Annotated in this window: 22 protein-coding genes; 6 read left to right on the forward strand and 16 right to left on the reverse strand. The window is 59.6% G+C overall.

Annotated elements, in window-relative coordinates:
- Window positions 1-470 precede the first annotated feature (470 nt).
- Window positions 471-944 (forward strand): hypothetical protein, encoded by a 474-nt coding sequence (locus ACHUE7_RS00770; RefSeq protein ID WP_127557655.1) that lies wholly within the window; start codon window positions 471-473, stop codon window positions 942-944.
- A 227-nt stretch (window positions 945-1171) separates the two neighbouring features.
- Here ACHUE7_RS00770 and ACHUE7_RS00775 read toward each other — a convergent pair whose 3' ends face one another.
- The 9 genes from ACHUE7_RS00775 to ACHUE7_RS00815 form a co-directional block, all read right to left on the reverse strand.
- Window positions 1172-2863, reverse strand: coding sequence for an acyl-CoA dehydrogenase family protein (locus tag ACHUE7_RS00775; RefSeq protein ID WP_394168264.1), 1692 nt, complete (start codon window positions 2861-2863; stop codon window positions 1172-1174).
- A 58-nt stretch (window positions 2864-2921) separates the two neighbouring features.
- A complete protein-coding gene (locus ACHUE7_RS00780) occupies window positions 2922-3998 on the reverse strand; it encodes an AAA family ATPase (RefSeq protein ID WP_394168265.1) in 1077 nt (358 codons plus the stop codon).
- On the reverse strand, window positions 3980-4555 hold the full coding sequence (gene pnuC, locus ACHUE7_RS00785; RefSeq protein WP_394168266.1) for a nicotinamide riboside transporter PnuC: 576 nt from the start codon (window positions 4553-4555) through the stop codon (window positions 3980-3982). Before pnuC ends, ACHUE7_RS00780 begins: the two co-directional genes overlap by 19 nt.
- Window positions 4552-5910 carry a phenylacetate--CoA ligase family protein gene (locus tag ACHUE7_RS00790; protein ID WP_394168267.1) on the reverse strand — a complete coding sequence of 453 codons (1359 nt, stop codon included), beginning with the start codon at window positions 5908-5910 and terminating at the stop codon, window positions 4552-4554. The genes pnuC and ACHUE7_RS00790 overlap by 4 nt, the downstream gene beginning before the upstream one ends.
- Window positions 5907-6644, reverse strand: a complete 738-nt coding sequence (locus ACHUE7_RS00795) for a hypothetical protein (RefSeq protein ID WP_394168268.1) — start codon at window positions 6642-6644, stop codon at window positions 5907-5909. The genes ACHUE7_RS00790 and ACHUE7_RS00795 overlap by 4 nt, the downstream gene beginning before the upstream one ends.
- Before the next feature lie 3 nt (window positions 6645-6647).
- Window positions 6648-8408 (reverse strand): hypothetical protein, encoded by a 1761-nt coding sequence (locus ACHUE7_RS00800; protein ID WP_394168269.1) that lies wholly within the window; start codon window positions 8406-8408, stop codon window positions 6648-6650.
- Entirely contained in the window at window positions 8405-9337 is a 933-nt protein-coding gene (locus ACHUE7_RS00805; RefSeq protein WP_394168270.1) for a hypothetical protein, read from the reverse strand. The genes ACHUE7_RS00800 and ACHUE7_RS00805 overlap by 4 nt, the downstream gene beginning before the upstream one ends.
- A 70-nt stretch (window positions 9338-9407) precedes the next feature.
- Window positions 9408-10997 (reverse strand): AAA family ATPase, encoded by a 1590-nt coding sequence (locus tag ACHUE7_RS00810; protein WP_394168271.1) that lies wholly within the window; start codon window positions 10995-10997, stop codon window positions 9408-9410.
- A 64-nt stretch (window positions 10998-11061) separates the two neighbouring features.
- On the reverse strand, window positions 11062-11325 hold the full coding sequence (locus tag ACHUE7_RS00815; RefSeq protein ID WP_394168272.1) for a hypothetical protein: 264 nt from the start codon (window positions 11323-11325) through the stop codon (window positions 11062-11064).
- Window positions 11326-11591: 266 nt separating this feature from the next.
- Between ACHUE7_RS00815 and recQ the strand changes: the two genes are divergently transcribed.
- Entirely contained in the window at window positions 11592-13400 is a 1809-nt protein-coding gene (gene recQ / locus ACHUE7_RS00820) for a DNA helicase RecQ (RefSeq protein ID WP_394168273.1), read from the forward strand.
- Window positions 13401-13616: 216 nt separating this feature from the next.
- On the opposite strand, the gene ACHUE7_RS00825 is transcribed toward recQ, so the two are convergent.
- Window positions 13617-14828 (reverse strand): MFS transporter, encoded by a 1212-nt coding sequence (locus ACHUE7_RS00825; RefSeq protein WP_394168274.1) that lies wholly within the window; start codon window positions 14826-14828, stop codon window positions 13617-13619.
- Between the two features lie 307 nt (window positions 14829-15135).
- Between ACHUE7_RS00825 and trxC the strand changes: the two genes are divergently transcribed.
- The gene (gene trxC, locus ACHUE7_RS00830; RefSeq protein WP_394168275.1) at window positions 15136-15570 is read left to right on the forward strand and encodes a thioredoxin TrxC; all 435 of its coding nucleotides are present in this window, start codon (window positions 15136-15138) and stop codon (window positions 15568-15570) included.
- On the opposite strand, the gene ACHUE7_RS00835 is transcribed toward trxC, so the two are convergent.
- Entirely contained in the window at window positions 15567-16178 is a 612-nt protein-coding gene (locus ACHUE7_RS00835) for a rhomboid family intramembrane serine protease (RefSeq protein ID WP_394168276.1), read from the reverse strand. The genes trxC and ACHUE7_RS00835 overlap by 4 nt on opposite strands.
- A gap of 210 nt (window positions 16179-16388) precedes the next feature.
- Between ACHUE7_RS00835 and ACHUE7_RS00840 the strand changes: the two genes are divergently transcribed.
- Window positions 16389-17735, forward strand: coding sequence for a methyltransferase (locus ACHUE7_RS00840; RefSeq protein ID WP_394168277.1), 1347 nt, complete (start codon window positions 16389-16391; stop codon window positions 17733-17735).
- 225 nt (window positions 17736-17960) lie between these two features.
- On the opposite strand, the gene ACHUE7_RS00845 is transcribed toward ACHUE7_RS00840, so the two are convergent.
- Window positions 17961-18779, reverse strand: a complete 819-nt coding sequence (locus ACHUE7_RS00845; protein WP_394168278.1) for an ATP-grasp domain-containing protein — start codon at window positions 18777-18779, stop codon at window positions 17961-17963.
- A 61-nt stretch (window positions 18780-18840) separates the two neighbouring features.
- Window positions 18841-20481 (reverse strand): methyl-accepting chemotaxis protein, encoded by a 1641-nt coding sequence (locus ACHUE7_RS00850; protein ID WP_394168279.1) that lies wholly within the window; start codon window positions 20479-20481, stop codon window positions 18841-18843.
- A gap of 259 nt (window positions 20482-20740) precedes the next feature.
- Between ACHUE7_RS00850 and ACHUE7_RS00855 the strand changes: the two genes are divergently transcribed.
- Window positions 20741-21268, forward strand: coding sequence for a hypothetical protein (locus ACHUE7_RS00855; protein WP_394168280.1), 528 nt, complete (start codon window positions 20741-20743; stop codon window positions 21266-21268).
- A gap of 184 nt (window positions 21269-21452) precedes the next feature.
- On the opposite strand, the gene ACHUE7_RS00860 is transcribed toward ACHUE7_RS00855, so the two are convergent.
- The 3 genes from ACHUE7_RS00860 to ACHUE7_RS00870 form a co-directional block, all read right to left on the reverse strand.
- Window positions 21453-22193 carry a DnaJ domain-containing protein gene (locus ACHUE7_RS00860; protein ID WP_394168281.1) on the reverse strand — a complete coding sequence of 247 codons (741 nt, stop codon included), beginning with the start codon at window positions 22191-22193 and terminating at the stop codon, window positions 21453-21455.
- 2 nt (window positions 22194-22195) lie between these two features.
- Window positions 22196-22894: a VWA domain-containing protein gene (locus tag ACHUE7_RS00865; protein ID WP_394168282.1), complete on the reverse strand. Its 699-nt coding sequence runs from the start codon at window positions 22892-22894 to the stop codon at window positions 22196-22198.
- Between the two features lie 91 nt (window positions 22895-22985).
- Window positions 22986-23426, reverse strand: a complete 441-nt coding sequence (locus tag ACHUE7_RS00870) for a universal stress protein (protein WP_348474573.1) — start codon at window positions 23424-23426, stop codon at window positions 22986-22988.
- A 337-nt stretch (window positions 23427-23763) separates the two neighbouring features.
- Between ACHUE7_RS00870 and ACHUE7_RS00875 the strand changes: the two genes are divergently transcribed.
- On the forward strand, window positions 23764-24783 hold the full coding sequence (locus tag ACHUE7_RS00875; protein ID WP_394168283.1) for a pirin family protein: 1020 nt from the start codon (window positions 23764-23766) through the stop codon (window positions 24781-24783).
- Window positions 24784-24825: the final 42 nt, after the last annotated feature.

The raw sequence follows: 24825 nt of genomic DNA on the forward strand, positions 1-24825 counted from the left end.
CCTGTGAGGTTATGGCGTTGCGTTTAAGTGACCGGTGATAAGAACGCGCGCAGGTTAAACAAGTTGGGGCCCGTGGTTGCTTTTGGCCCGTTGGCTGAAAATCGTGCCAGGCACTGGGTAGGCCTATCCGGGGTCGGCGTAAATCCGTCCATGGAGCCTAGGCCGCAACATCCATGTTGCGGACTACCCCGGATAGGCCTACCCAGCGCTTGTCACTTAGAGCGTCACCAAATATAACTCCAGAATTCAAAAAAAGGGTTACCGGTGACTGATCTGAAAGCCAAGTTGAGCGCAGAGTAATGAAGCAGTCCCCGAAAATGAAGCCTCCATCGCTCAACCTTGTGCAGAATCAACCCCATAAGGGGTGATCTAAAGGTGCGGATCCGAAAGTGACTATTGTGAGGCGGGTCCTGAACAAATCACAGTTGAATGGGTATACTCCGGGTTCATTTATCCGTTAAGGAAGACCTATGAAACCGATTGCAAAGCTCACCGCAGGCCTGTTCATCGCCTCCCTGGCCCCTCTGGCGCTGGCTGAGCCCGACCCTGATCTGCTGGTGGGCACCTGGAACTGTGATTACTCGGAAACCACCGATGGCGTGGAGCTCGATATGCAGTTGAAGGTTAATTATCGCGCTGACCGGACCGCTGTCTATGACATGACCATGAACATGGAAGTGCCGTCGATGGCCCCGATGAACCTGGGTGTTGCTGGCAGCGGCAACTGGTCACTTGAGGGCGATCAGCTCACAACGACTACGACTGAAGTCAGCGCCGAAAACCTGGGTGAACCCAACCCCATGGTGGATATGATGATCCCGCAGATGGAAGCCGGCATGATGCAGGAGTCCGAGTCCGTCAGCACCATTGTTGAACTGACCCGGAATCGTCTGGTTGAGCGGACTAATGAAGCCGATGCGACGACGGTGACCTGTACTCGTTAGTGGCTTGTGTCAGCCGCCTAGTGCGGCTATGCGCGAGCTAAATTTAACCGACAAGACAAGTGCCGGCTGCCGGGTAGGCCTAAGCGGGGGAGTCCGCAACATGGATGTTGCGGTCTAGGCCCCATGGATGGGTTGAGTGGGCGGCATTCCGCCCGACCCCGATCAGGTCTACCCGGTGGTCGGCATGAATTCCCCGGCACCGAATAGAACCGTGCCGCAAGCAACCACTAGCTCAACGCCGGCACCGCCCGGTCAATGATTCCCTTGCAATTGATTCCTGTGGGTAGCCCGCCCAGGTTGACCTGGGTGCCCGGTGTTAGCCGTGAGGCGATGAAGGCGTCGGCGATGTTGGCGTCGCCATGGCGCAGCAGGATGCTGGCTTGGAGGGCCAGGGCCATGGGGTCGACCAGGGAGCGGGCCCGGTATTCGAAGTCTGAGGTGTTGGCCCAGTCCCGTTTTAGTTGATCCAGATGGGCGTCGTAGCGGGGCGATTGGGTGCGGGCCTGCTCGAGTTCTTTGAACAGAGCGGTCAGTGCATCCGGTGATTTTTGCACGGCGCGCAGTACATCGAGGCATTGAATGTTGCCCGAGCCTTCCCAGATGGCGTTGACCGGTGCCTCCCGGTAGAGACGCGGTAACACGTTTTCTTCGACATAACCCACCCCACCTATGCATTCCATGGCCTCGTAGGTCAGGTGCGGCGTGCGCTTGCAGACCCAGTATTTGCCGATCGGGTTGGCCAGTCTGGCCAGCAGGGCTTCGTGTTCAGAATCTGCTGCCTGGTCCAGTGAATGGCCAATGCGCAGGGCCAGTGCCAGCGCTGCTTCGGATTCGATGGCCAGATCCGCCAGTACGTTTTGCATCAGTGGCTGGTCATGCAGGGCTTTGCCGAAGGCTGACCGGCCCGAGGTGTGGTGCAGGGCCTGGGCGGTGGCAGCGCGGATCAGGGCGGCGGAGCCGACGGTGCAGTCGAAGCGGGTCATGGCGACCATCTCGATGATGGTCGATACGCCCCGGCCTTCCTCGCCGAGCAGCCAGGCTTCGGCGCCGCGGAATTCGATTTCCGAGGAGGCGTTGGAGCGGTTGCCCAGCTTGTCTTTCAGGCGCTGAATAAACAGGGCGTTTTTGTTGCCATCGGGCCGCCAGCGCGGCAGCAGGAAACAGGATAAACCGGCCTCGGTTTGCGCAAGGGTCAGGAAGGCGTCGCACATGGGAGCAGAGCAGAACCATTTGTGGCCGATCAGTTCGTAGCGTTCGCCCGGACCGCGCGCGCCAATTGGATAGGCGCGGGTGGTGTTGGCGCGTACGTCGGAGCCACCCTGTTTCTCGGTCATCGCCATGCCAATGGTCAGCCCGGCTTTCTCAAAAAACGGAACGTTTCTCGGGTCGTAGTGGCGGGCGGTTATTTTCGGCAGCCAGTCTTTGGCGACCGATTCTGTGCCCACGATGGCCGGTACCGCCGCAAAGGTCATGGTCAGTGGGCAGGCAGAACCGGCATCGGCGTGCATGTGCAGGTATTCGAGCCCGGCCCGGGCAACGTGAGCCCCGGCTTTGCGCTCGCGCCAGGGCAGAGACGGAACGCCCGCTTCAACGGCGGTTTTCATCAGTTCGTGGTAGGCCGGGTGAAAGCTGACTTCGTCGATGCGCTGGCCGAATCGGTCGTGCGAGTGAAACGTTGGTTCGACGGTGTTGGCGGCAAAACCGGCATCGATCAGATCACCACCGCAGCGGTCGCCGTAGGCGGTTAAGTCCGCCTCGGCCCAGTGGCCGCCAAAGACGCCAACCCAGTGGTGCAGGGCGCGGTCGCTGCGGTAAAGGTTGTAGTCAGCCAGGGGCGCAGGCTGGTTGAACACCTCGTGCGTATCCGGTTGAGCCAGGTGGTGGTCGCGGTTGAAGGGTTGGGGATCTGGGCGCTTCATCGTCGGCTTCGCTGATCGGCTCGGGTCTGTTCATCCTAACGCCGGGTCGCTTCCCTTGTCACGATAGCAGTAGGCGCTGGCGCTCGGGTAACGAGCCGGTCAAATGATGATGGTTCAGGCCGCGCTCCGCCAGCTCCCTGTGGTATAGGGCTTGCTGTTGCTGACGAAAGGCTTCCGGGCTGCGGGTGCCGTCCTGCACCATCGGAAAATCGGCAGCGCAGAGCCATAACTGGTGGTAGGGGCGCTCGGCCAGCGCGACCAGTTCGGCTGGTGGGGGAGGGTCGAACATCAGTTGATGGTAAATCAACGTGGTCAACGGGGTCGTGTCGCAGATAATGCCTGCCTGGCCCTTGGCCAGGGCCTGTTGTACGGCCCGGTTCTCCCGGTCTACCTGGGTGCGGGCGATGGTCAGCAAGTCATCTGACGTCAGAACACCGCCACGCTCATGCCAGAACTCGCGCCCGAATTCAGCGACCCAGGGCAGGCCTCGCTGTTCAGCCAACCATTGGCTTAAGCGCGTTTTTCCGGTCGATTCAGCGCCGAGCAAAGCGATGCGCTGGCAGGTCTGGGCCGCATAGACGGCCGGCTCGACCCAGTCAGTATTGGGTTGACTGCGCAATGACGAGCCACTGACCGGAAACCGGACCCGGTGACGGTCAACCACCACAGACTCGACCGGCTGCTGCCAGTGGGTCGAGAGAAAATCAGCGAACCCCTGGCCGTAGTCTTCACTGCTGAACACCGCATCCACCGGTGCTTGCAGGCTGAGGTCGATCAGGTCAGCGCAGAATTGGCGTTGGTGCTCATCGCTCGCATCGTTACGGGGCATCGACAGACCAAGGCGAACCGCATCGGCGGCATCGAGCACCTGATGCCCGGCCTCAGGCATTGCCTGTACCAACCAATGGCGTCGCAAGTCGGCGGTGCAGCCCGCGAACTCGGGCCGCGAATAGCTCAGCACGATCAGCCGGTCGCAAGCCGATTCAGCGCATTCGAGCAGGTAGCGATGTCCGGCGTGCAGGGGTGAGAACTTGCCGACGACTAAGCCGGTTCGGAAGCGTCCAGGGAGCCTCTGAATAACTCCCCCGGGGCTCTGGCTTATCCGAGGGGCGTTGTTCAGAGGCTCCCTATACATTCAGCCCTCAGTTCCCGGTGCCAGCGCCAGAGGCCGTAGCAAGCGTTAAGCCAGAAGCCGACGTAAACAATCGCCGTCAAACTCAGGCCGCGCGATGCGTAGAGCGGAACGGCCACGGTGTTGACGATCAGCCAGAACCACCAGGTTTCGAGGCGGCGTTTCATTAACAACAGCTGCGCCAGCACACTGAAAGTCAGCACAGCCGAGTCGGCGAAGGGCGCATAGGCATCGGTGTTCAGGTGCAGGATGTAGCCGTAGCCCAGTAAGGTTCCAATGGAAATCAGGCTGAATACCCCGAGCATTGGCCAGGGCGTGCGCTGAATCTCTGCAGCACCACCGCCGCGTTGCCATTGCTGCCAGCCAATGACACTGGTGCCGATGTAGAACACCATCAGGGTGGCATCGGCGTAGAGTTGCACCCGATAGAACAACACGCCAAACAGCACACAACCGATGATGCCGAGTGTCCAGGTGTGGCGATGGTTGCGAGCGGCGAGAAACACACTGCTGAGAAAAAAGGCGTTGGCGCTGTATTCCAGCAAGGTCAGGCTGGTCATCCGTTGTGGGCTCCGGGGTAGTGGCTGGTGTATTGAATGAGTTTGTCGGTTTTGGTTTGGAGGTGATTTATGCGGACTGGGAAACCGGTACCAAAGGCGTTGGCCAGTGCGCGCTCCAGAGCCGTGTGATCGGTGTTTCCCCGCACGCCGAGTGTCAATCCGCCGTGCTGATCCTGATGCAACTGATACTGCGCCAGGCCGAAGGGCTGCAACAGATGGGTAATGTCGACGTTGTTGAGCCAGCCTTTAGCGGTTTTGTACCGGACCGGCGGGCGACCATCCAGCTGCTGCAGGTAGCGTCGGCCCTGAGCATCTTCGATCAGGCAGGCGTAATCTCCGGTTCGGTAGCGTAACAGAGGCAGGCAGGGGTTAAAGCCGCCGGTTAGGGTGATTTCGCCGCGATCGGTGGGCGTTGTTACCGGCTTGCCCTGTCGATCCAGAATCTCTACCTGAAGCGTCGCCTGAACCAGGCGCAAGCCGTATTCGCTGCCGTCGTCGGCCGCGATGGGGCCGGCTTCGTTCATCGAATACAGGTTGATGACCGGGCACTGAAACCGTTGCACCAGCCGATCTTTCAGGCCCTGCAGCAGCGTCATGGAAGTCGATAATACCGCCGCCGGGCGATGGCTGAACTCCAGATTCAGTAACGTGCTCAGGCTGCGCGGGTCGCCAGTCATCAGCAGGGGTTTGCAGGCATCGATGTAGCGGCCCCGGGCGCTCGGCTCGGGCCAGTCGGCCGGGTTCAGGTTCGTTTTCAGCAGGACTTTATCGTCCCAGTAGGGCAACACCGAGGCATAGGTAAAGCAGCGTTGCTGGTCGCCGACCAGCATCACCCCGGTGTCGCCCGAAAGCGATTGCAGATCAATGCCGTGCCAGCTGAGGATGCGTTCGTGAAAGCAGTGATAGCGCGCTGCAACCAGGGGCAATGACGGTACCGTAAGCGGGTGCCCGGTAGTGCCACTGGTTTCATAGGCAATCAACTGCGCCGGGTCAATGTCATCCGGAACGAAGTCGGTGAGGTTGTGGCTCAGGTCATGGCGGCTGGTGGTTGGCAGGGCCGATACGTCATTGTGCCAGGGGTAGTGCCGGTAGTGCGGCACCTGCTGCCGGCAACGTGCCAGAAAAGCCGCCATCCAGCGCGGATCAGGCTGCTGCATGGCGGCTTTGTCGGCGTGTAATTGCCTCACCGCCTGGGCCGTGAGCCGATGACCGCTGCGCCCGGTATACCGCGGCGCATCGGGGTGCTCCAGGCACTGACGCAAGCGAGCTGCCGCCCGAGGCGTTAGCCCGGGCAGGCGCTCGGTGTCGACCCAGGGAGCGGCTTCTGTGTGGCGCTGATCCGGGTTCATCGTCATTCGCGGGTGTACTTGTCGGCGGCTTCACGCGCACGCTGTTCTGCCAGTGCCTGGCGGATGGCTTCGGCGCGTTCCTCGGCGGCGCGCGAGGCAGCCACCACGCGCGCGCGTTCGGTTGAGCTGACCATCAACAGCCGGTCCCGGGCTTCGCGATCGGTTTCACCCTGAGGTTTTAACCGGAGGCCATTGAGTGCCAGTCGAATCAGTTCCTCGCGCTGGTCTTCATCCTGCCGGTTGGGGTGGGCTTGCGCCATCAGGGTGTCGGCCGAGTGCAGTAAACTGACCAGATCTGACGCGAACAGGGTGACCCCGGTAAAGGCGTCATCGGTCAGTAGCCAGACCATTTGCAACAGCGCGCTGGGAGGCTCGGCTGTTTCTGCTTTGGGCTGGTGCGGTGTATTTGTGTTTGCCAGGCCGTTCTGCTTCAGAGCTGCCTGGGTTTCCCGTTCAATGGCGTCGAGTGTAACGTCATCGAGGTTCTCGAATTGCTGATAGAGCCGGGCGAACTCGGCTTCATCCAATTCGACGACAGTGCTTTCAACGGTGCCGGACTCACACAGCGGCAGGCCTGCCAGCGCGGCCAGAGCATCCGGGGTGGCCTCAGAATCAAGCCGCCGCACCAAATCGTGCAACAAGGCGAGCAGGTCCAGTCCTCGTGGGCTGGGGGATTCGGGGTAGGCCAGCAGACGCTGGTGCAGGCGATGCATCGATGGGCCACATTGCAGTTCAGACATGCCTCAGCGCTCTCCCTGTGATGTGGCGTCGGCGCCATAGTATTGTCTGGAAAACTCTCGGGCGAACTGGAGCATGGGTTCCAGCCCGTTAACCCGGTAAACCTGCCAGCCCTGTTGCTGGCCCAGTTGAATGCGTTCCATGGCCGATTTCAGCCAGGATGATTGCTGCAACCGGGGGTCATCCAGGTCGTATGGCAAGTCCAGCACCCAGTGTCCGGCACCCTGGCAGTGTTGCAATGTCCGGGCGCTGATCTGCTCGCCGGGAGTGCCGGCTTCGTCGTCCTGGAACATAGAACTGATGCCGTCGTCGGATAGCATCACCACCTGGGTCGGAGTTTGCCGGGGCTGGGCGTAGGTGGTGCGCAGCTGTTTCAGCGGAAAGCTGGTGCCACCGCCGAAGAAACCCGTCAGCACCTGCAAGGCAGCGGTTTCGTTGCGAATAAACCCCTCGGTGGCCAGGCACTGATGCGCGCCGCTCCACAGGGTTACCTGCACCGCTGCTCCGGCTCTCAGGGCGGATACACAGAGTAGGGCACCGGCCAGCGCCGGATAGGAAATGCGCTGCTGGGGGTTGGGCATGGAGCCCGAGCTGTCGACGTAGAGGTCGAGATCACAGGGTTGATGTTGCTGCGCATCCGGGCTGTCTTGTCCGTACACGGCTTTCTGGGTGGTAAACCCCGGAATGGGCGGGTTACCTGCCAGCAAGGTGGCGAACCAGTCGATATCGGCGGGGTCGTCACCGGCCTGCCAGACCTCGACGCCTTCGCGCAGAAACTCCCCCGGGCTGGGAGTGACCCGTGAGGGAAACGGCAATAAATAAGGGCGAACCGCATCGCGATAGTAACGCACGGCCGCATCATGCCGGGTTATGTCGACACCGGCGGCTTTGAGGATCTCGAACGCATCCTGGGGTTCCAGTGCCTGGCCCCTGGAGCTTACGCCTTGTTCGCCATCGTGCGTCGGGTCTTCCCCGTCTGTTGTCGCTGGCAGGTCGGTCAGTTCGGTGTCACGGCTCGGGTGCAGGGTATCGATGCGCGGCACTTGAAGCACGCCGGTACCCTGATACCCCTGACCCGCCTCGGCGGTATCCTGCAGGGTAGCGAAGGTGGCGGCGGCCGATTCGGCTTCGTCGATCAGATAACTGAGCAGCAGGCTGGCGAAGCGGCTGGCGCCAGTCAGCCAATCCTTGCTGTAGACCTTGATGATTCTGCTGCCGAGCCAGGCGTCCCCTTCCATTTCGGGGCTGATGTCGGCTGGTGTCAGCGTGCCGGGGGCCAGTTGCCAGAGACGCTCATAAATACGCATATACAGCGTCCAGAGCGGGCTGCCCTGGCCGGTGTTCAGCCGCTGGTACAGTTGGTCCATCCGGCAGTGGGTGTGGCGCTGCAGGCGATGATTGATCAGCAAGTCGGTGTACAAATTGGCCACCAGTGGCGCCTGTTGCTCGACACTGGGCAACGCCTGGCGAATGACAGCGAGCAACTGCAAATGTCGGGTCATGTTGGCCGGGGCATACACATGGTGCCCGATTTCATGTGCCAAAATTTCCAGAGCGAAGTCAGTCAGGTCACGTTCGATCACCATGGGCAAGTTGACCATAACGCGTTGCGAGGCCAGGCGAATGGCGGCAATGTTATCGGTCAGCCCGGCTGACTGTGTTGCTTTAACATCGAACAGCCAGAGCGGCTCCTGCAATTGCAGATGCTCGCTCCACAACTGCAACGCCGGGTGCCAGTGGTGTTGCCAGGTGTCCAGTTCGCTCATGGCTGCTCCCCGGTTTTCGGGATCACCCGCAGGGCGTAGCTGTCGTGAAAACTGACGACCCAGTCATGGCGGCGCTCCAGGCATTGGCGTGGTGTGTCAGTGCTCTGGGATACGTGGGCAAGACCGGTTGGAAGACCCGTGCACTCAGGGACGGGAAGCTGCATCGGGTGGTGGCTCGTGGAAGGCAGTAACACCTGGCCGAAGGCGTCTATGTACAGATGCCAGAACTCACGTCCTGCCTGAACCAGCGTCTGCCCAGGGGCGATCAGCAACCGGGGCCTGGCGGTAAAGTCACCGCCCAGCCAATGGGAAGCACCGAATTGCACCGGGGCGCTGTGCCAACCCAGTGTCGACCCTTGCCACCAGGGGTGTTCGAACGCCTCTGGGTCGCCCAGTGCCAAGTTTTCCAGCCAGTCGGGATGCCGGTGTAAAGCTTGCAGGGCGGCTTCACGATACTGCGGCAACCCGGCCATCCAGCTGAACACCAACAGGGCATCGGGGGTGGCGTCGGGCGCAGGCAAACAGCGTTGCCATTGGTCGAGCAGCCCGGTTCGCTGACCGGCCCCGGGCAGATGGGACAGTGCATTTAGCAGTTGGGTCAGCAGCCGGGGTGCTGCATCCGGGTAGGGCGCCAGCCAGGTTGGTAACAGCTGTTGAAACAGCCGGTCGGTGACCGGTTGTTGCTCGGCTCTTAGCCAGCCGTGGCGAGTCAGGGTCAGGCCGCACTGGTAGGCGGTTTCGCACAACGCGGCTTTGTTTGAAGGCGACCAGTGATCCAGGCTTGTTAGCAACGAATCGAGATCTTGCTGAACAAAGCGGCCAAAGGCGCTGGCAAACTGCACCGGATCACCCTGGCGCGCGAGCCGGTAAGCCTGATTAAGCGGGTCGGCTTGCCGCGTCAGGTAGTGTGCCAGCCACTCAGATTGCATGGCATCTATCCAGAACCGGTGTCGCCGTGGAGCGAAGTTTCCAATTTATATCTGGGTTATGCATTGAGAGCTAACCCTGACTGCTCAGCCAGCGCTGATAATTGCTGTAGCGCTGGTGCAGGTATTTAAGCGTCATCGCATCATCGTGCACCGCCCCCGAAAGTTTGTTGCCAGCCGCCATCTGATGCAGGGCGCGTTCAATCTGTTCCAGCCGTTTGCGGCATTGCTTGTCGGAAACGCCTTCCAGCCCTTCGTCGAGTTCGGCTTTCAGCTCGGCCACTTCATCTTTCCGGTGCCGGCCCTGGCGCTCAAACTCGGCACAGCTGAGCTGGAACAAGTGGCGCAACCAGCCTATTTTGTCGCTGAGCAGTGCGGCATTTTCGGGCTGTTGAAAGAAGGGTGCATCGGCATCGGCGAACAGGCGCGAGTGCAACACAAAAGGCAGCATCTGGGTCAGGTCGTTGAGTTCAACTTCGGTGTTGCCCCGGAAAAAAGCCATGGCTTTGGCATAGACAATCAGCGACATCAGACTGCGCACCGACAGGCCATTACGCGTCTGGCAGCCCAGATCGGCGAGTCGGTCACGGCCGTCTTCGAGCATGGCCAGCTGGTGTCTCGGCACGCCGGCCAGCCGGGAGGTATCTTTGCTTTTGTATTCGAACTGCTGCCCGGAGTACTCACTGAACTCGAACTGGCTGGCGAAGAATTCCAGCCGTTGGCGCAACTCTGCGGGCAGGGTAACAGCGCGGATGGATCGCTCCATCTGGTCCATTTCCGCCTCGGAAAACTGCAGGGCATCGGGCAGGCAATCTGCCGGGTCGACGCCTTCTTCAATGCGCAACAGCAATTCATCCAGAAACCTCGGGTTGAATGGCAGTGCCTGCACAACGACGTCAATGCGATCTTTCAGCGCTTCAATTACCGGGTAAGTGCCACCGCCCTGATCGTCGTTGGCGGTCAGGTACCAGGCCGCGGGCGGGCACTCGTGAATCTGATTGAACATCTCGGCGTAGTTATCGCCCATCACGGTCAGCAAGGCACTTTGGGTGCGAGTCGGAATGCGGTTGTATTCATCGACGATCTTGACGCGCATGTTCAGCCAGCGGCGCCAGCTGATGCGGATGTCGGATTCCTGCTCGGCCTGCATCAGATCCATTGGCATGGGGTTGCCCAGCAAGTCAGCGACGGTCATTTGCGGGTGCCCGTGCTGCATGGCGCGGCGGACTTCCTTGGGGCTGTAGCCGCCAAGCAACCCCATCAACAAGGCCGAGGCCGTCTTGCCGCGACCGGGTCCACCAATGAACAGACACTTTCTGCGCGCGGCGAAGGTCAGCAGCGGGAGCAGGATAAAGCTGGAATAGCTCTGGTCCGTCGGCAGGAAAAGCGGCGTCTGGCTGTCACCGAATTGAATGGGCTGGGGCGCAGACACATTGTATTCAACGTCGTAATGCGGGCTGATGACAGCGTGATTGACGATCCAGAAGTACGCCTGGCGCAGTTTTTCATCAAGCGGGGCAGTAATGCCTTCTTCCGCATCGTCAGCCTGGCCGAAGGGGCCACTGACCAGAGAGGTCACATCAAAGGCTGCCTCCTTTGGCTTGCCTGCAGCAGGGCGCGTTGGAGAGGCTGAAATACGGGAAAACGGATTGAGTCCTTTCATGGCTACCCACGAGGTGATGGCTTTGAAAGGCCGCAGTATGCCAGAAATGGGTCATTTGGCGAATTCAGGAATGGGTGGGTGAGTCATTCTCGAGAAGTTCTAGCCTGGCTTTGAGGACCGTATTCTCTGGATCAGACACCAGGGCTCTTTGCAGCAGTTTGATCGCATCCTGACGACGGCCAAACCCCTCGAGCGCGTCGACCTGCTCCAGTAACCAGCGATCGTTTTTTCGAGCCCGATCCTTCCGGCTCGGCCCGGTGCCGATCGATCGAAGATACACGATCAGCACCAGGACCAACATGATGGCGCCTACGCCTGCGATGCCCATGGTATGACCCTTCTCGTCTGTGTTCGGTGGCTGTGGTCCGCGTCGGTTACCGGTGGTGCCTCTGCAGGGTCGGCGTGAATCCATCCATGGAGCCTAGGCCGCAGCATCCTTGCTGCGGACTACCCCGCAGAGGCACCACCGGCACCCGATGCTCGCAATGTGCGACCTCTGCAAATCTAATTTTAAGTATAGTCCTGTGATCGAATTGACACGAATACCCGGGTTGCGGCCCTGTTGGCGACTCCGGCTTTCGGTATACTGCCCTTATGACACAGACTCCTCTCTTCGTTCTCAACCACGTCTTTGGCTTCGATGCCTTCCGTGGCCCGCAACAAGCCGTGATCGATGCGCTGGTCTCGGGGCAGGATGCGCTGGTGCTGATGCCCACCGGGGGTGGCAAGTCCCTGTGTTACCAGATTCCGGCCCTGGTTCGGTCTGGGACCGGCGTGGTGATCTCACCGCTGATCGCCCTGATGCAGGACCAGGTAAACGCTCTACGCACCCTGGGCGTTCGAGCTGGCTTTTTGAACTCGACGCTCTCATTCGATGCGGTGCAGCAAACCGAAACCGCCTTGCTCGCCGGTGAGATGGATTTGCTCTACATCGCGCCGGAGCGACTGTTGCAGCCGCGGACGCTTGAGTTGTTGAAAGCCGCCAATATCAGCCTGTTTGCCATTGATGAGGCGCATTGTGTATCGCAGTGGGGGCATGATTTCCGGGCCGATTATCTCAAACTGGATGTGTTGCAGCGTGAATTCCCGTCAGTGCCGCGCATCGCGCTGACCGCAACCGCCGACCAGCGCACCCGGCAAGACATTCAACAGAGGCTTGGCCTGCTGGATGCCCCTGCCTTTATCAGCGGCTTTGACCGGCCCAATATTTTTTACCGGATTCAGCCCAAGCAAACACCGCGCAAACAACTGCTGGCGTTTTTGAAGCAAACACCTGAAGAACAGGCGGGCATCGTCTATTGCCTGTCGCGCAAGAAAGTTGAGCAAACCGCCGACTGGTTGCGTACCCAGGGCTATAACGCCTTGCCTTACCATGCAGGATTGTCGGCCGATATTCGCCAGGATCATCAGTCCCGATTTCTGCGTGAAGACGGCATTATTATGGTGGCGACCATCGCCTTCGGCATGGGCATCGATAAACCGGATGTGCGCTTTGTCGTGCATCTGGATTTGCCGAAAAGCATTGAAGCCTACTACCAGGAAACCGGTCGTGCCGGTCGCGATGGCGAACCGTCAACGGCCTTGCTGCTCTATGGGTTTGAAGATGTAGTCAAGCTGCGCCAGATGATGGCCCAGTCAACCGGCAGCGATGAACATCAGCGCTACGAACAGCAACGGCTGAATGCCATGCTGGGGCTGTGTGAGGTGACTACGTGTCGCCGGCAAGTGCTGTTGCGCTATTTTGATGAACATCTTGAAGAGCCTTGTGGGCATTGCGACACCTGTATCGAACCGGTTGAAACCTGGGATGCTACTGACGCCGCGCGTAAGGCACTGTCTTGTGTTTACCGGACGGGCCAACGCTTCGGTGCTAACCACATCATTGATGTGTTGCGTGGCAGTGAAAACGAAAAGCTGCGTCGCTTCGGCCACGATCAGCTCTCAACCTATGGCATCGGCAAAGATCTCAGCGCCAACGACTGGCGATCGGTCATGCGCCAGCTGGTAGCACTGGGCTATTTGAATGTTGACCCGGAAGGCTTCGGCGGGCTGCAACTGACCGATGCGTGCAGGCCAGTCCTCAAGGGCGAGCAAAGCCTGGCACTGAGACGAGATGCCACCCCGGTCAAATCCAGTGGTGAACGCAAGCCCCGGGTCGCTGACAACGTTGCCGAGCAAGACCAACCTCTATGGGAAGCCCTGCGCGAAGTACGCCGCCAGTTGGCACTTGAACACAACCTGGCTCCCTTTATGGTCTTCCACGATAAAACCCTGAAAGACATGCTGGCGTTGAGGCCACAAAGCCTCGATGAATTACGGGCGGTTTCGGGTGTGGGCGACAGCAAACTGGAGCGTTATGGGGAGGCGTTTTTGGCTGTGTTTACGGAGGAGTTGTCTGCTTGATAGGCTGCTTCTGCTACCGGCGAGGTTTGCCTGGGTGCTTGTCGTTCGTGCCGGCAACCGGGTAGGCCTATCCGGGGTCGGGCGGGATGCCGCCCACTCAACCCATCCATGGGGCCTAGACCGTAGCCAAGGCGTCGGACCGATCCATACTACGGACTTCCCCGGATAGGCCTACCCGGTCACCGTCACTTGGATAGGGGTTACCTTATCCACGGATTAAAATCGGAACGATTGTCGTGCCAGAATCAGACCGACTAAAACATAAGCTGCCATTGACCAAAGTAATGCAGAAGCACTGATGCCTGCGTCGATCATCAGTCCGAACAATGCCGGTGAAGCCGCTGTACTCATCACCCCAAGTGCGGTGACCAGTGAGCGGATGGCGCCTAGGTGGGTGGTGCCGTAAATTTCAGCCCAGAGCGCGTTCATGATCGTGCCCGTCATGCCGATGCCGGTGCCGAGCATGGTCATCATGATGAAGACGACCCAGATGCCTTCAAAGGTGCCGGCAAATGCCAAGCCAGCAAACAACGGAACGCCGAGAAATACCAACAGGCGTGCGGCCGAGAAACGGTCGACCAGAGTGCCGGTTATCAGCGACGCTACCCAGTGAACGCCACCGTAAACAATGAAACTGGTGGCGAACAGGCCTGTGCTCCAACCTTTTTCACTCAGAATAAACGCCTGTTGAATGAAGATGCCGGTCACGATAAAACCGGGTGCCAATAGCAGTGGCAAGGCCAGCCAGAAACGTTTGTCTCTTAGAACGGTGCGACGGGAGCCATCGGGAGCATCATCCGGACGGAGTCGTTTTTCCATGCCCAGTCGTTCGACTTCGCTCGGGCCTGCCCGGTGCAGCAGCCAATGGGCTGTGGGCAAGTAGACGCCAATAATCACGATCGCCACCACCAGCCAGCTGTTCTGCCAGCCAACCAGGGCGATGATCAGTACCAGCAGACTGGGTAGAATCATTTCACCCAGCGGCACGCCGTTACCGGCAATGCTGATCGACTTGCCCCGGTTCACCGAGAAGTAGCGACCCATGACGGTCATGGCGGTGTGTGGCATCAAGCCCTGGCCGAAAAAGCGGAGCATGAACAGGGCAATAACGAGGCTGAACAGCGAGTTCATTTGCCACATTAGCAGGCTGGCGGTAAACAAGCCCAGTGCAATCAGGGTGACAAAGAGCCGCAATGCCAGTTTGTCGACCAGGCCGCCGATGGCCATGATGGTCAGGCCACTGACCAGGGTTGCCACTGAATACGCCGACCCGTAGGCCGATGCCGACAGGCCGAGTTTTTCCTGAATCGGCGCGCCGAACCAGCTGATAAAGAACGACTGACCAAAGTTGCCAAAGAATACCGTCAGCAAACCGAACACCAGCATCGGCCAGTACGACCGAAGCACGTCAACATATCCACGTATCACGAGAAAATTCCTGGAATAATGAGTGCCACAGAGGGCGAATACAGCGGTTAACCGCTAAACGATGAGACACATCGTCGGAAGAGTGATCAACGTTAGCACAGGTTAAGCTATGCTGACAAAGCGCGGTGACGGGACAGGCCGTTCAGTTGATCAGCGTCTGGATTGACCTGGGTCACTGTGGTGGACAGAGATGTTGAGATATTAAGTGAGAGCTGAGAGCTGAGAGCTGAGAGCTGAGAGCTGAGAGCTGAGAGCTGAGAGTTTGGAGCGTGGTGTTTTTTAGTTGAATGAGTCGGGAGGAGTTAAGATGAGTGACGCTGTCCATGTCGTCTGCCCTAGTTGCGATGCGGTGAATCGCATTCCGGCGGCGCGTCTGGCCGATGGGCCCAAGTGCGGTCAGTGCAAGTCGGCGCTGTTTACCGGCAAGCCGCTGGCACTGACCGCCGCCAATTTTGAAAAACACATCGGGCGCAGTGACATTCCCGTAGTGGTGGATTTCTGGGCACCCTGGTGCGGGCCCTGCAAGATGATGGCGCCGCAATATGAGCAGGCGGCCCAGTCACTGGAGCCTGCTGTGCGGCTGGCCAAGCTGGATACAGAAGCCCATCAGGCGCTGGGTGCCCGCTATAACATTCGCAGCATTCCAACCCTGGCCGTCTTTAAAGGCGGGCGCGAGGTTGCCCGCCAGGCCGGTGCGATGGGGATGAATGACATCATCCGCTGGGTGCGCAGCCAGATTTAGGCCATCTTCATCATCCGCTTACGAACAAAGGGCAGCCAGACAAAGCCCAGTATAAACCCGCTGACCAGCCCGCCCATGTGAGCGGCGTTGTCGATGGGCCCGAAAAAGCCGATGGCGATGTTGAGCGCAACAAAACCCAGGGTGTTTTTCAGGAAGGTGGTTCGAAACTCCGGTCTGAACAGCTTGGTGGTCAGCAGGGCCAGAAAGAAGCCGTACATGCCGAAAATGGCGCCGGAAGCGCCGACCGAGACAACGCCATAGTTGAACATCAGGCTGGTCAGGCTCGCCAGTACGCCCGTAATCAGATAAACAATGGCAAAGGAGACACGGCCAAGCAGCGGTTCGAGAAAAATGCCGATGTTGGCCAGTACCACAGCGTTGAAGATCAGGTGCAACAGGCCCCCGTGCAGAAATACGCTGGTCAGCAAACGCCACCACTGACCATCGACCGTCAGTGGCCCGAAATTCCCGCCCAGCACCACCAGCTCCCGGGCGGGAAACCACATGATGCTCTGGGTGTAGAGGGCAACCAGTACAAACAAAGCAGCGTTGATGTAGATAATGGCCGGGGTAAGCCAATACCCCTTGGTGGGGGTCAGTAGGTTCATTCAGCGGTCTCATTGGTCATGTTGTGTAGGCAATTGGGGTCATTCGCGTTTGCTGCAAGGGTGTTTGCGTTGCGCTTACCCACAAAATCTGTGGATAAGGCTGTGTGCAAACTGGTAGCCAAACCGGTTCAGGCGATGCTTGTGCTTGTTACGAAAAGACGTTAAAAAACAAACAGTTAAATCTCTCACCGACTGCCAGAGCCTTTGCCTATGCTTGATCGATCTGCCGAAATCCTGACTCTGATACAACAGGGGCGTTTAAGCCCGGCGCTGGCCCGTTTGAAGCTCTGGCTCAAAAAAGATCCGGGCAGTGCGCCAGCCTGGCATTTACTCGGTGTCGTTCAATTGCACCGCCACGACTATAACGCGGCTGAGGCCGCGCTGCAGCAAACGCTCCAATTAAGGCCGGAGGATGCCTACGCGCGAAATAACCGGTCGCTGGTATTACTGCGCCTGGGCCGGACCGATGACAGTCGACGGGAGGCGGAAGCGGCGGTTGCCCGGCAGCCTAGCGAGCCAGGGTTCCTGGCCAACCTTGGTTACGCCTGTGAAGCGCTGCGGGATTATGTCGCCATGGCGGACGCGTTCGAGCGGGCGCTGGCGCAGGGAGCCGATCCGCACGAGTGTGGTCTGGCGATCGCCAAAGCGCGTCGCCAGTTGCAACACTGGGCCGAAGCACGAGCCGCGCTGGCGCCTTTGTCGCTTACCGACCCGGATGTGTTATCGGAAACACTGGTTCTCGCTCATAGCAGCGGTGACCGGGCCGCCATAGCCCACACCGAAGCATGGTGCCAGGGTGACTGGGACACCATCGCCGGTGCTCTGGTAAAGGCGGGCCAGTTCGAGCCCGCAGAAGACTACTACCAGCGGCATCTGCAGCGCCACCCAGACGACGCCAGTGCTCGCTACTTGCTGGAAGCGCTGACCGGTCGGGTGGCCAGGGAAGCGAATGCGGCCTACGTGTCCGCCGTGTTTGACGGCGCAGCGGAGCAGTTTGACCAGCACTTGCTGGGCCCTCTGGATTATCAGGCACCCGCCTGGCTCACCCGTCATTTGCCAGAGTGGGCGCCGGTAAACCGGGTATGGGATTTTGGCTGTGGCACGGGCTTGGCTGCCGGTCCAATAAGACAGTTTTATCCCGAGGCAGACCTGATTGGTTTTGACCTCAGTGCCGCCATGCTGGAGCAGGCCAGGCAAAAAGGGCAATACCGGGCGCTGCATCAATTGGATATCCGGGACCCTCATCTGTTTGATGTCGTGCCGGCCGATCAGCAAGCACCAGACCTGGTGCTGTTGATGGATGTACTGATCTATGTCCCGGATGCCAGCCGGTGGCTGGCCAACGCCATGACGCTAATGCCAAAAGGCTGCCGCTGGGTGATAACGCTGGAGCAGGGCCATCATGAACGAATCCACAAACAGGGGCGGATTCAGCACGATGGCGATGAATTGATGGCGTCACTGCCACCGCACCGCTGCCTGTACGATGAGACGGCACCGTTAAGGGTAGAGGCTGGCAAGACGGTAACTGGCCGGTGGCTGGTGTTGGTGTCATGAGTCAGAAATTCGGCGGGTAATTTGTTTCGGAGGTTTTTCTGAATGTGGTGCCAGTCGGACTGCCGGGTACTCCTACTGGAGGCACGCCGTGAACCCTTCCCTGGGGGCTCGAAGACAACATCCATGTTGTCTAACGGCCTCCAGTAGAAGCACCCGGCAGTCCTTCGATCAATTTGTGGTTAAATTAGCGCGAATTTCTGACTCAGTCACTGAGTACCTGGCCGGTTAAACCGCGACCGGGAAAGTCCGCGGTGGAGTAGTCGGCCCATCCGGGGTTCTGGGGGTGTGGGCATCGCGCAGATAACCGAGAATGGCATCCTGCAGCTCGGAGCCTTTGTTCAGGCCCTGGTTGCCGAACAGCCGGTTGAATTCCAGCAGGTAGGGGTGGTCGCCGACCATGGCGATGTCGAAACCGGCGTGGTTGACGCCCAGGTCGCGCGCTACAGTCAGGGCTAGTTCAACCGCTGACTCGGGAACTTCGCCATATTCAACCCAGCCGCCACGAGCAACGTTGTTGTAGAAACCCTGGTCGGCCTGGTGGCGCCAGTAGGCGGTTAGTACCTGGTCGCCGATCACGACGATGCGCAGGTCTTTTTCGATCGGCAGGTATTCCTGAACATAAAGCACGCTGGCCTGATCGCAATAGCGGCGCCAGTCGGCCCGGTCTTTGATCAGCCAGACGCCTTCGCCCATGCTGGCTTTGGGGTTTTTGGCGACGAACGGCAGGGTCATCAGGTCCCACAGCTGCTCCTGTTGCAGCGGGCCGTTGGGTTCGATCAGGGTATAGGGCGTGTTCGCCGGGGCCACGGTTTCGAAGGCGCGGGTCATCTCCACCTTGTCGTGGCCGATGCGATAGCTGGCCTCGCTCGGGAACACCCGGGCGTTCAGGCCATAGATCAGCGCATTGAGCTGCCAGTATTGAGGGAACAGCACCCAGTCGGCGCTGCGGATGGCGTCTTTATGCTGAAAGAAGTGCTCGGGCTTGATGACCTGAATATCCGGTAATCCGAGGGTACGAAACACATCAAAGGAGATCAGGTTCATGGTGGCTCATCGCTTGAAGTGGCGAAATAATAGCCAGAACCGGTCGTAACACAAGCAGTTTTTACGACCGGGTGATCATGACCTCGTTATCACTCTCTCCGGTTCTGAAACGCCCGCAAATGCGCTGCAACTGTTGCGACTCGTCGCGCAGTTTCTGGCTGATGTGGCTGGTGTCGCCAACCGTCTGGCGCAAGCCTTCAGCGCTGCGGGTCAGCAGGCTCGACTGGGCGGCGACGCGGTCGGTTTCATCTCGCTGCTGGCTCAGCGCCAGCTCGATATCCTGGCTGGTCTGCTGCAGGCCTTCAAAGGTGTCTTTTAGTCCATCGAGGTGTGCTTTCAGGGCATTCAGGGTGATTTCGCTGTCTTCACCGGCCCGGGCTGTTTCGGTCAGCAAGTTGTCGACGTTGTCTACCTCGCCGGTCAATTCGGCGACCAGGGCGCGGATGGAGGTGGTCGATTCGGACGTGCGTTGCGCCAGATTGCGAACTTCCCCGGCGACCACAGCAAAGCCCCGCCCCTGATCCCCGGCCCGGGCCGCTTCGATAGCGGCATTCAGTGCCAGCAGGTTGGTCTGGTCGGCGATCTCCGTGATCACACTGACCACCTGGCCAATGTTGTCACTGGCCCCGCGTAACGACTGCAACGCGCTGCTGGCGTCGCGAATAATCGCTACCGTGCGTTTTGTCTGACGCTCATTTTCGGCCAGTTGAATCTCGATGGCCTGATTGCTGTCAACCGCAGCCAGAATGCGTTCGGACGACGCCCGGGATGACTGCTCGATGTGCTGTGTCCGTTCGCGAATGATGTCCAGCGATTCAGCCATAACGCCAATTTTCTCGCCGGTGTCATGGCTGGCCCGGTTGACGGCGCCGGCTTGCTGGTCCAACTGCTCGGACTGGCGGTGCAGCACGGCCGAGGTGTTGCGAACATCCCCGGCGAAGTCGCCAAACTGACGGATCAGGCCATTAAAAGCACTGGCGACCTGGCTGACTTCATCGTTACCGGTGACCGGCAACGCCTGGCTCAGGTCGCTCGTCTGTTCAATAGAGGACAGGCGAGTCGACATGCGCTGCAGCCGGAAACTGACCGAGCGGGCGAGCCACACCGTCATGAGAATGACCAGCAGACCAAAGCCGACAACGCCCAGTATGACCCGGCGTTGCTGCTGATCAAGGAAGCGGATCAGGGCGTCAGCACCGGCTCCGGTGCGGGCGCCGTCGGCGTCCCGCCGGTCGAGAATGGCCGACAGAATGGGGTCCATCGCCGGGTACAGGTCGCGGTCAACGACTTGCCCCACCGTATAGTAGCTGCGCTGTTCGATGCCGGAGCGAATGTTATCACTCAGGGCGAGCACGCCCTGATAGGCTTCCTGATGATTGGCTGCCCAGTCGGCCAGTCTGGGGTTGGCTTCGATGCTGGCCCAGTCATTGGCCAGCCCCCGGGTAACCAGGTCGAAACGGTTATCGACCTCGTCCCAGAACACCAGTTGGGCCTTTATCCGGTACGCCAGGTCCTGAAGATCACGCAGGTGCTGATCGAACGTCGCCAGCAAGACCACATCGGCCAGTTGTTCACGCACCAGAGACTGGGTCTCCTGCTCGGTGCGCTGCACGATGGTCAATGCCAGCCAGGACACACTCGCGACGGCGGCCAGGCACAAACCGGAAAACAGCAACAGACGAACTCGAACGGTTAAGCGCACATCAGACTCCCGGACAGGTTGAAGCCGGAGTCTATGACTTTTCCATGACAATTCTGTTTCATCGACCGGCGACTGTTGCTATATCAAAAAATATTGATATAGTTTTCACCCAGATGACCCGCTGATTTAATGTGTAACTTGCGAGCGGTATACAAATGCAGCTAAAGCGCCTCCGCTCCGAGCCTTTCTGCACCTGTATCCTCTCCCGATCAGCCCTGGTCCCACTTTTACGACATTGCCGACGCGACCGAGGTGCTTCATGACAACGCTGTTTTCCCACTTTCTGGCTCAGGTGCTGGGCTGTGCCAGCCTGGACAACGTCCACAACGTGGTACGCAGCCGGCTGATGTTTTCACCCGATCACGGTTTTTCCCGGGAAGACGTGGATGACTTCATTCTCAATGGCAGTGTGGATTCGAATGTCATTGCCCGCTGGGCAGCCCTGTTAAAGCTCGATGAGACCCTGCTGGCCGATGCCGCCCGGGTAGCGGCCGGTGCCAGAGCCCTTCAGCAGAAGGCGCTGCCGCGTCTGGAGGTGAACTGGATTGGACGTTCAGCCGTGACACAGCCGGAACAGCGGGTCGAGGTCAGGGCGACCGTACAATCTGACGGACGAGATTCGGAGCGGCCCTATATGACCCGAAAGACGGGCTACACCCTGGCGGATCTAAACCGGGAAGGCGGATTCCAGCAGGTGCTCAGCTTTGCCAGCAGCCACTGGCACGATGTTGAGCAGGTTAGCGGGCAGTCGGCCTCGGCGCTGTCGTTGAGTTTTGAGGTGATCTGATAAATTCACGTTTTGGAGTATTCAGGCACAGGTTGAGCACCGGGTGCCAGGCAGACCCATCGGGGGTGGTCCGCAGCACGGACGCTGCGGTCCAGGCCCCATGGACGGGTTCACGCCGACCCCCGATGGGTCTGCCTGGTGGCCGGTGCGGGCCAATGCCACCAGTCCGATGCAACCTGAGTCACTAATCCCCCAGCAAGTGACTGCGTGCCGCGTTGATTCTTGCGGCGAGCCAGTCGCTGCCGCCCCGGTCGGGGTGGGCCTTTTGCATCAGGCGGCGGTGTGCCTGGATGATCGCATCGCGGTCTGCTCCGGGTTCCAGGCCGAGGATGTTGTAGGCATCGGCGTCGGTCATCGCGCCCGAATCAGTCTGCGGGGGCGGCTGTGCATCGTCTTGCCGGGCGCCCGGGTCATCCTGACGCCAGCGGTCGCCAAAGCGTTTGTCGAGGTAGGTTTCCAGCAGGCGGGCCGAATCGGCATCGTTCTGGCGGCAATAGGCGAGCAGGTCAATGAACTCCTTTTCCTCCAGGTCGGCCAGGGTTTTCCCTTCAAAGGGCCCCGCCAGCACCGTGCCGTGCATGACACCACTGTCGTGCTCCAGCTCCATGTCGAGCAACGCCGATTGAACGCGAGAGGTCTGGCCTGTGGCGCCGGTCGTCTTGCCGGACTGGCGGCGAGACAGGATCGAGGGTAGAAAACGAATCAGCAGCGGCAGCAGGCGGCGGGCCCAGGGCAGCAGGGCGGCTAGCAACACGCCCAGCAAATACAGGCGGTGAGTAGCCGCCAGAAACAGCAGGCCCGCAATCAGCAGCGTGATCAGACCAACAATGAGGGGTCGTTTGCGCTGTGCCGGCGACATGCGCTTCAACGCGATGCCGAAGACCAGCACAATAACAAACAGAAAGAGTATGGAAATGGGTGTCACGGTCAGCGCTTCAACTGTTGGGTCAAACGTTTAACATCGGCGGAGCCAGAGCGGGCCAGGTCGTCCAGGGCGCGCTGGCCGCCACTGGCGTACACCGCCACGGCACCGAGCAGGTCTTTGAGTTGCGCGGCGGCGCGGTTATCAAATGGCATCCAGGCACCGCCGGAAAGCTTCGCCATTTGTTGGAAGGCGTTGCGCGCCTGGGCGTCATTGCCTTCCTGAAAAATGAACAGTGGGGTGTTGAGCAGGCCCAGTTCACCGGCATGCTGACAGAGCGGGTCAACGCCTTCCTCGCAACAGTCGACAATGAGTATCACCGCCTTAATGGCCTTTACCCGGGTTTCTTTCAGGGCATGCTGAAGCACGCGCCCGATCTGGGTCTGACCACCGAGGCACTGAACGCGATTCATGGCATTGAGCAGACGCTCGGGCCGGGTGACCCAGTCGGTTGCCTTGAATTCCCGAAACCCGCGGTAATAGCACAGCTGAATAGCAATGCCATCGACCGATTCGGTGGCCAGAAACAGTTCACTGTGGAGATTGCAGGCCATATCCCAGGTGGGTTGGCGGCTGGCCGTGGCGTCGAGCGCAAAGAGTATGCGGCCCTGTTGCCGGCTGGCAACCGGGAGTTTGGCGGCCTGATCAATGAACTGATCAATCGCCTGAGTGTTGGAGCGTGTCGTCAGTTTCCGGTCGGACAAGGGGCAACCCCGCCTGAATAATGTCCCCTAAGGATACAAAGCCCGGGCGGGATTGACCATGCAAGCGACCGTAAAAGCCGCTTGCGGTTGATCAGCGCACTGTCACGCAGGTGCATTCAGCCAGGTTGCTAACCTTGTGGGAGACGCTGCCCAGCAGCAGGCTCTTCCAGTCACCCAGGCCGCGCGTACCCATCACGATCATGTCGACCTTGCGGTCCTGGGCTACGGCGACGATCTTGCGGGCCGGATCGCCGATCTCGACCGCAGTCTCCACGGTTTTGCAGCCGAGTTCATTGGCCAGTTTGACCCCGGCTTCAACGATGGAGTCGCCCACCTTCCTCAGTTCGTCAGGCGTCGCATGCATGTAGATGGACGCACCGCCCATCACCATGACCTCATCGCCAACCGGGGGTTCGGGCACGTGCAATAACAGCAGGCCTGCATCGTGGTGCTTGGCCCAGTCGGCCGCGAATTCAATGGCTTTTTTTGCGGGGTCTGAACCGTCAACGGGAACCAGTATAAGTTTGCTCATAGTGATCTCTCCTGTTTGGCAGGCGTCATCCGGTGGTGGCTGACGCCCGTAGAGTCGAGTCGATGAAACTACTTTGGCACTATTGGGCGGTGCAGTTCTTGATCTGCATCAAGATTGGCCAGAGGCGCCCTCTCGACGACCTCACCATGGTAGACAGTTTAACTATTGTCAAAGTTTGGCCGCCGCTACCCGGGAGGTCACCCTGGTAGCGGGTAGTGAAATACGGCTTGTGTGCCCCCATAGTGATTGTCGTAAACAGGGTTGACGATGCAGCCTGAAAAAACTCGGGGCCGGGCCGCCAAAGGCGTGGCACCCAGCCGATCAAGTGAGGTGTCTGATGAGTAATGCGGTTAAAGAAGTACTGTCGCTGGGGTTTCCCTGGCAGACGGCTGATCCCTTTCTGTTTTGTGTCCATCACAACGATGCGTTCCCCAAGGGCAACGCAGAGATGGGCCCACAGGCTTCGCTGGCGGGTCGTCAGATCGGGCAGGATTTCGACTGGAGCCAGGACTGGCGCATGTACCATGGCGACCGGATTCCCGGTTTTCCGGCGCATCCGCATCGTGGTTTCGAAACCATAACGGTTGTCACCAAAGGTATGGTTGACCATGCCGACTCCCTGGGGGCTGCCGGGCGCTATGGCGGCGGCGACACTCAGTGGATGACGGCCGGTAACGGCGTGCAACATTCCGAGATGTTTCCGCTGTTGAGCGAAGCTGAGGAAAACCCGATGGAGTTGTTCCAGATCTGGATCAACTTGCCAGGCAAGAATAAGGCGGTGCCACCGCACTTTTCGATGCTCTGGCGCGAAGAGACGCCTGTGGTGACCACGGAGGATGCCCAAGGCCACCGTACTTCGGTGACCGTGGTGGCGGGCGAGCTCGACGGTCACAAAGCCCCGCCGCCACCACCGGATTCCTGGGCGTCGGACGCAGCCAACGACGTGGCGGTGTGGATCATCGACGTCGACGCGGGTGCCGAATGGACCTTGCCTGCGACCCGCGCGGGCGTTAACCGGACACTCTACTGTTTTGAAGGGGGTGCGATTCAGGTAGACGATACCGAATTGTCACCAAAGCAGGGCGCGCGCCTGGTCCCGGACCAGGCCGTCACCTTGCAAGCCGGTGAGCAGAAAGTGCGTCTGTTGCTGTTGCAGGGCAAGCCTATCAACGAGCCAGTCGTTCAGTACGGCCCCTTTGTAATGAACACCGAAGCCGAAATTCGCCAGACCTTTGCTGACTTCCGCAAAGACGAGTTCGGTGGCTGGCCCTGGCCGCGACATGACCAGGTGCACGACCGGGCGCGCGGGCGTTTCGCACGGCATGCCGACGGTCGTGAAGAGCACAAAACGGAATAATGCCGGGAATACACTACACTGAACGTGTTGATTCAACGCTGA

Origin of the sequence: Saccharospirillum alexandrii, assembly GCF_043641555.1 — a bacterium.
GTDB lineage: Bacteria > Pseudomonadota > Gammaproteobacteria > Pseudomonadales > Natronospirillaceae > Saccharospirillum > Saccharospirillum alexandrii_A.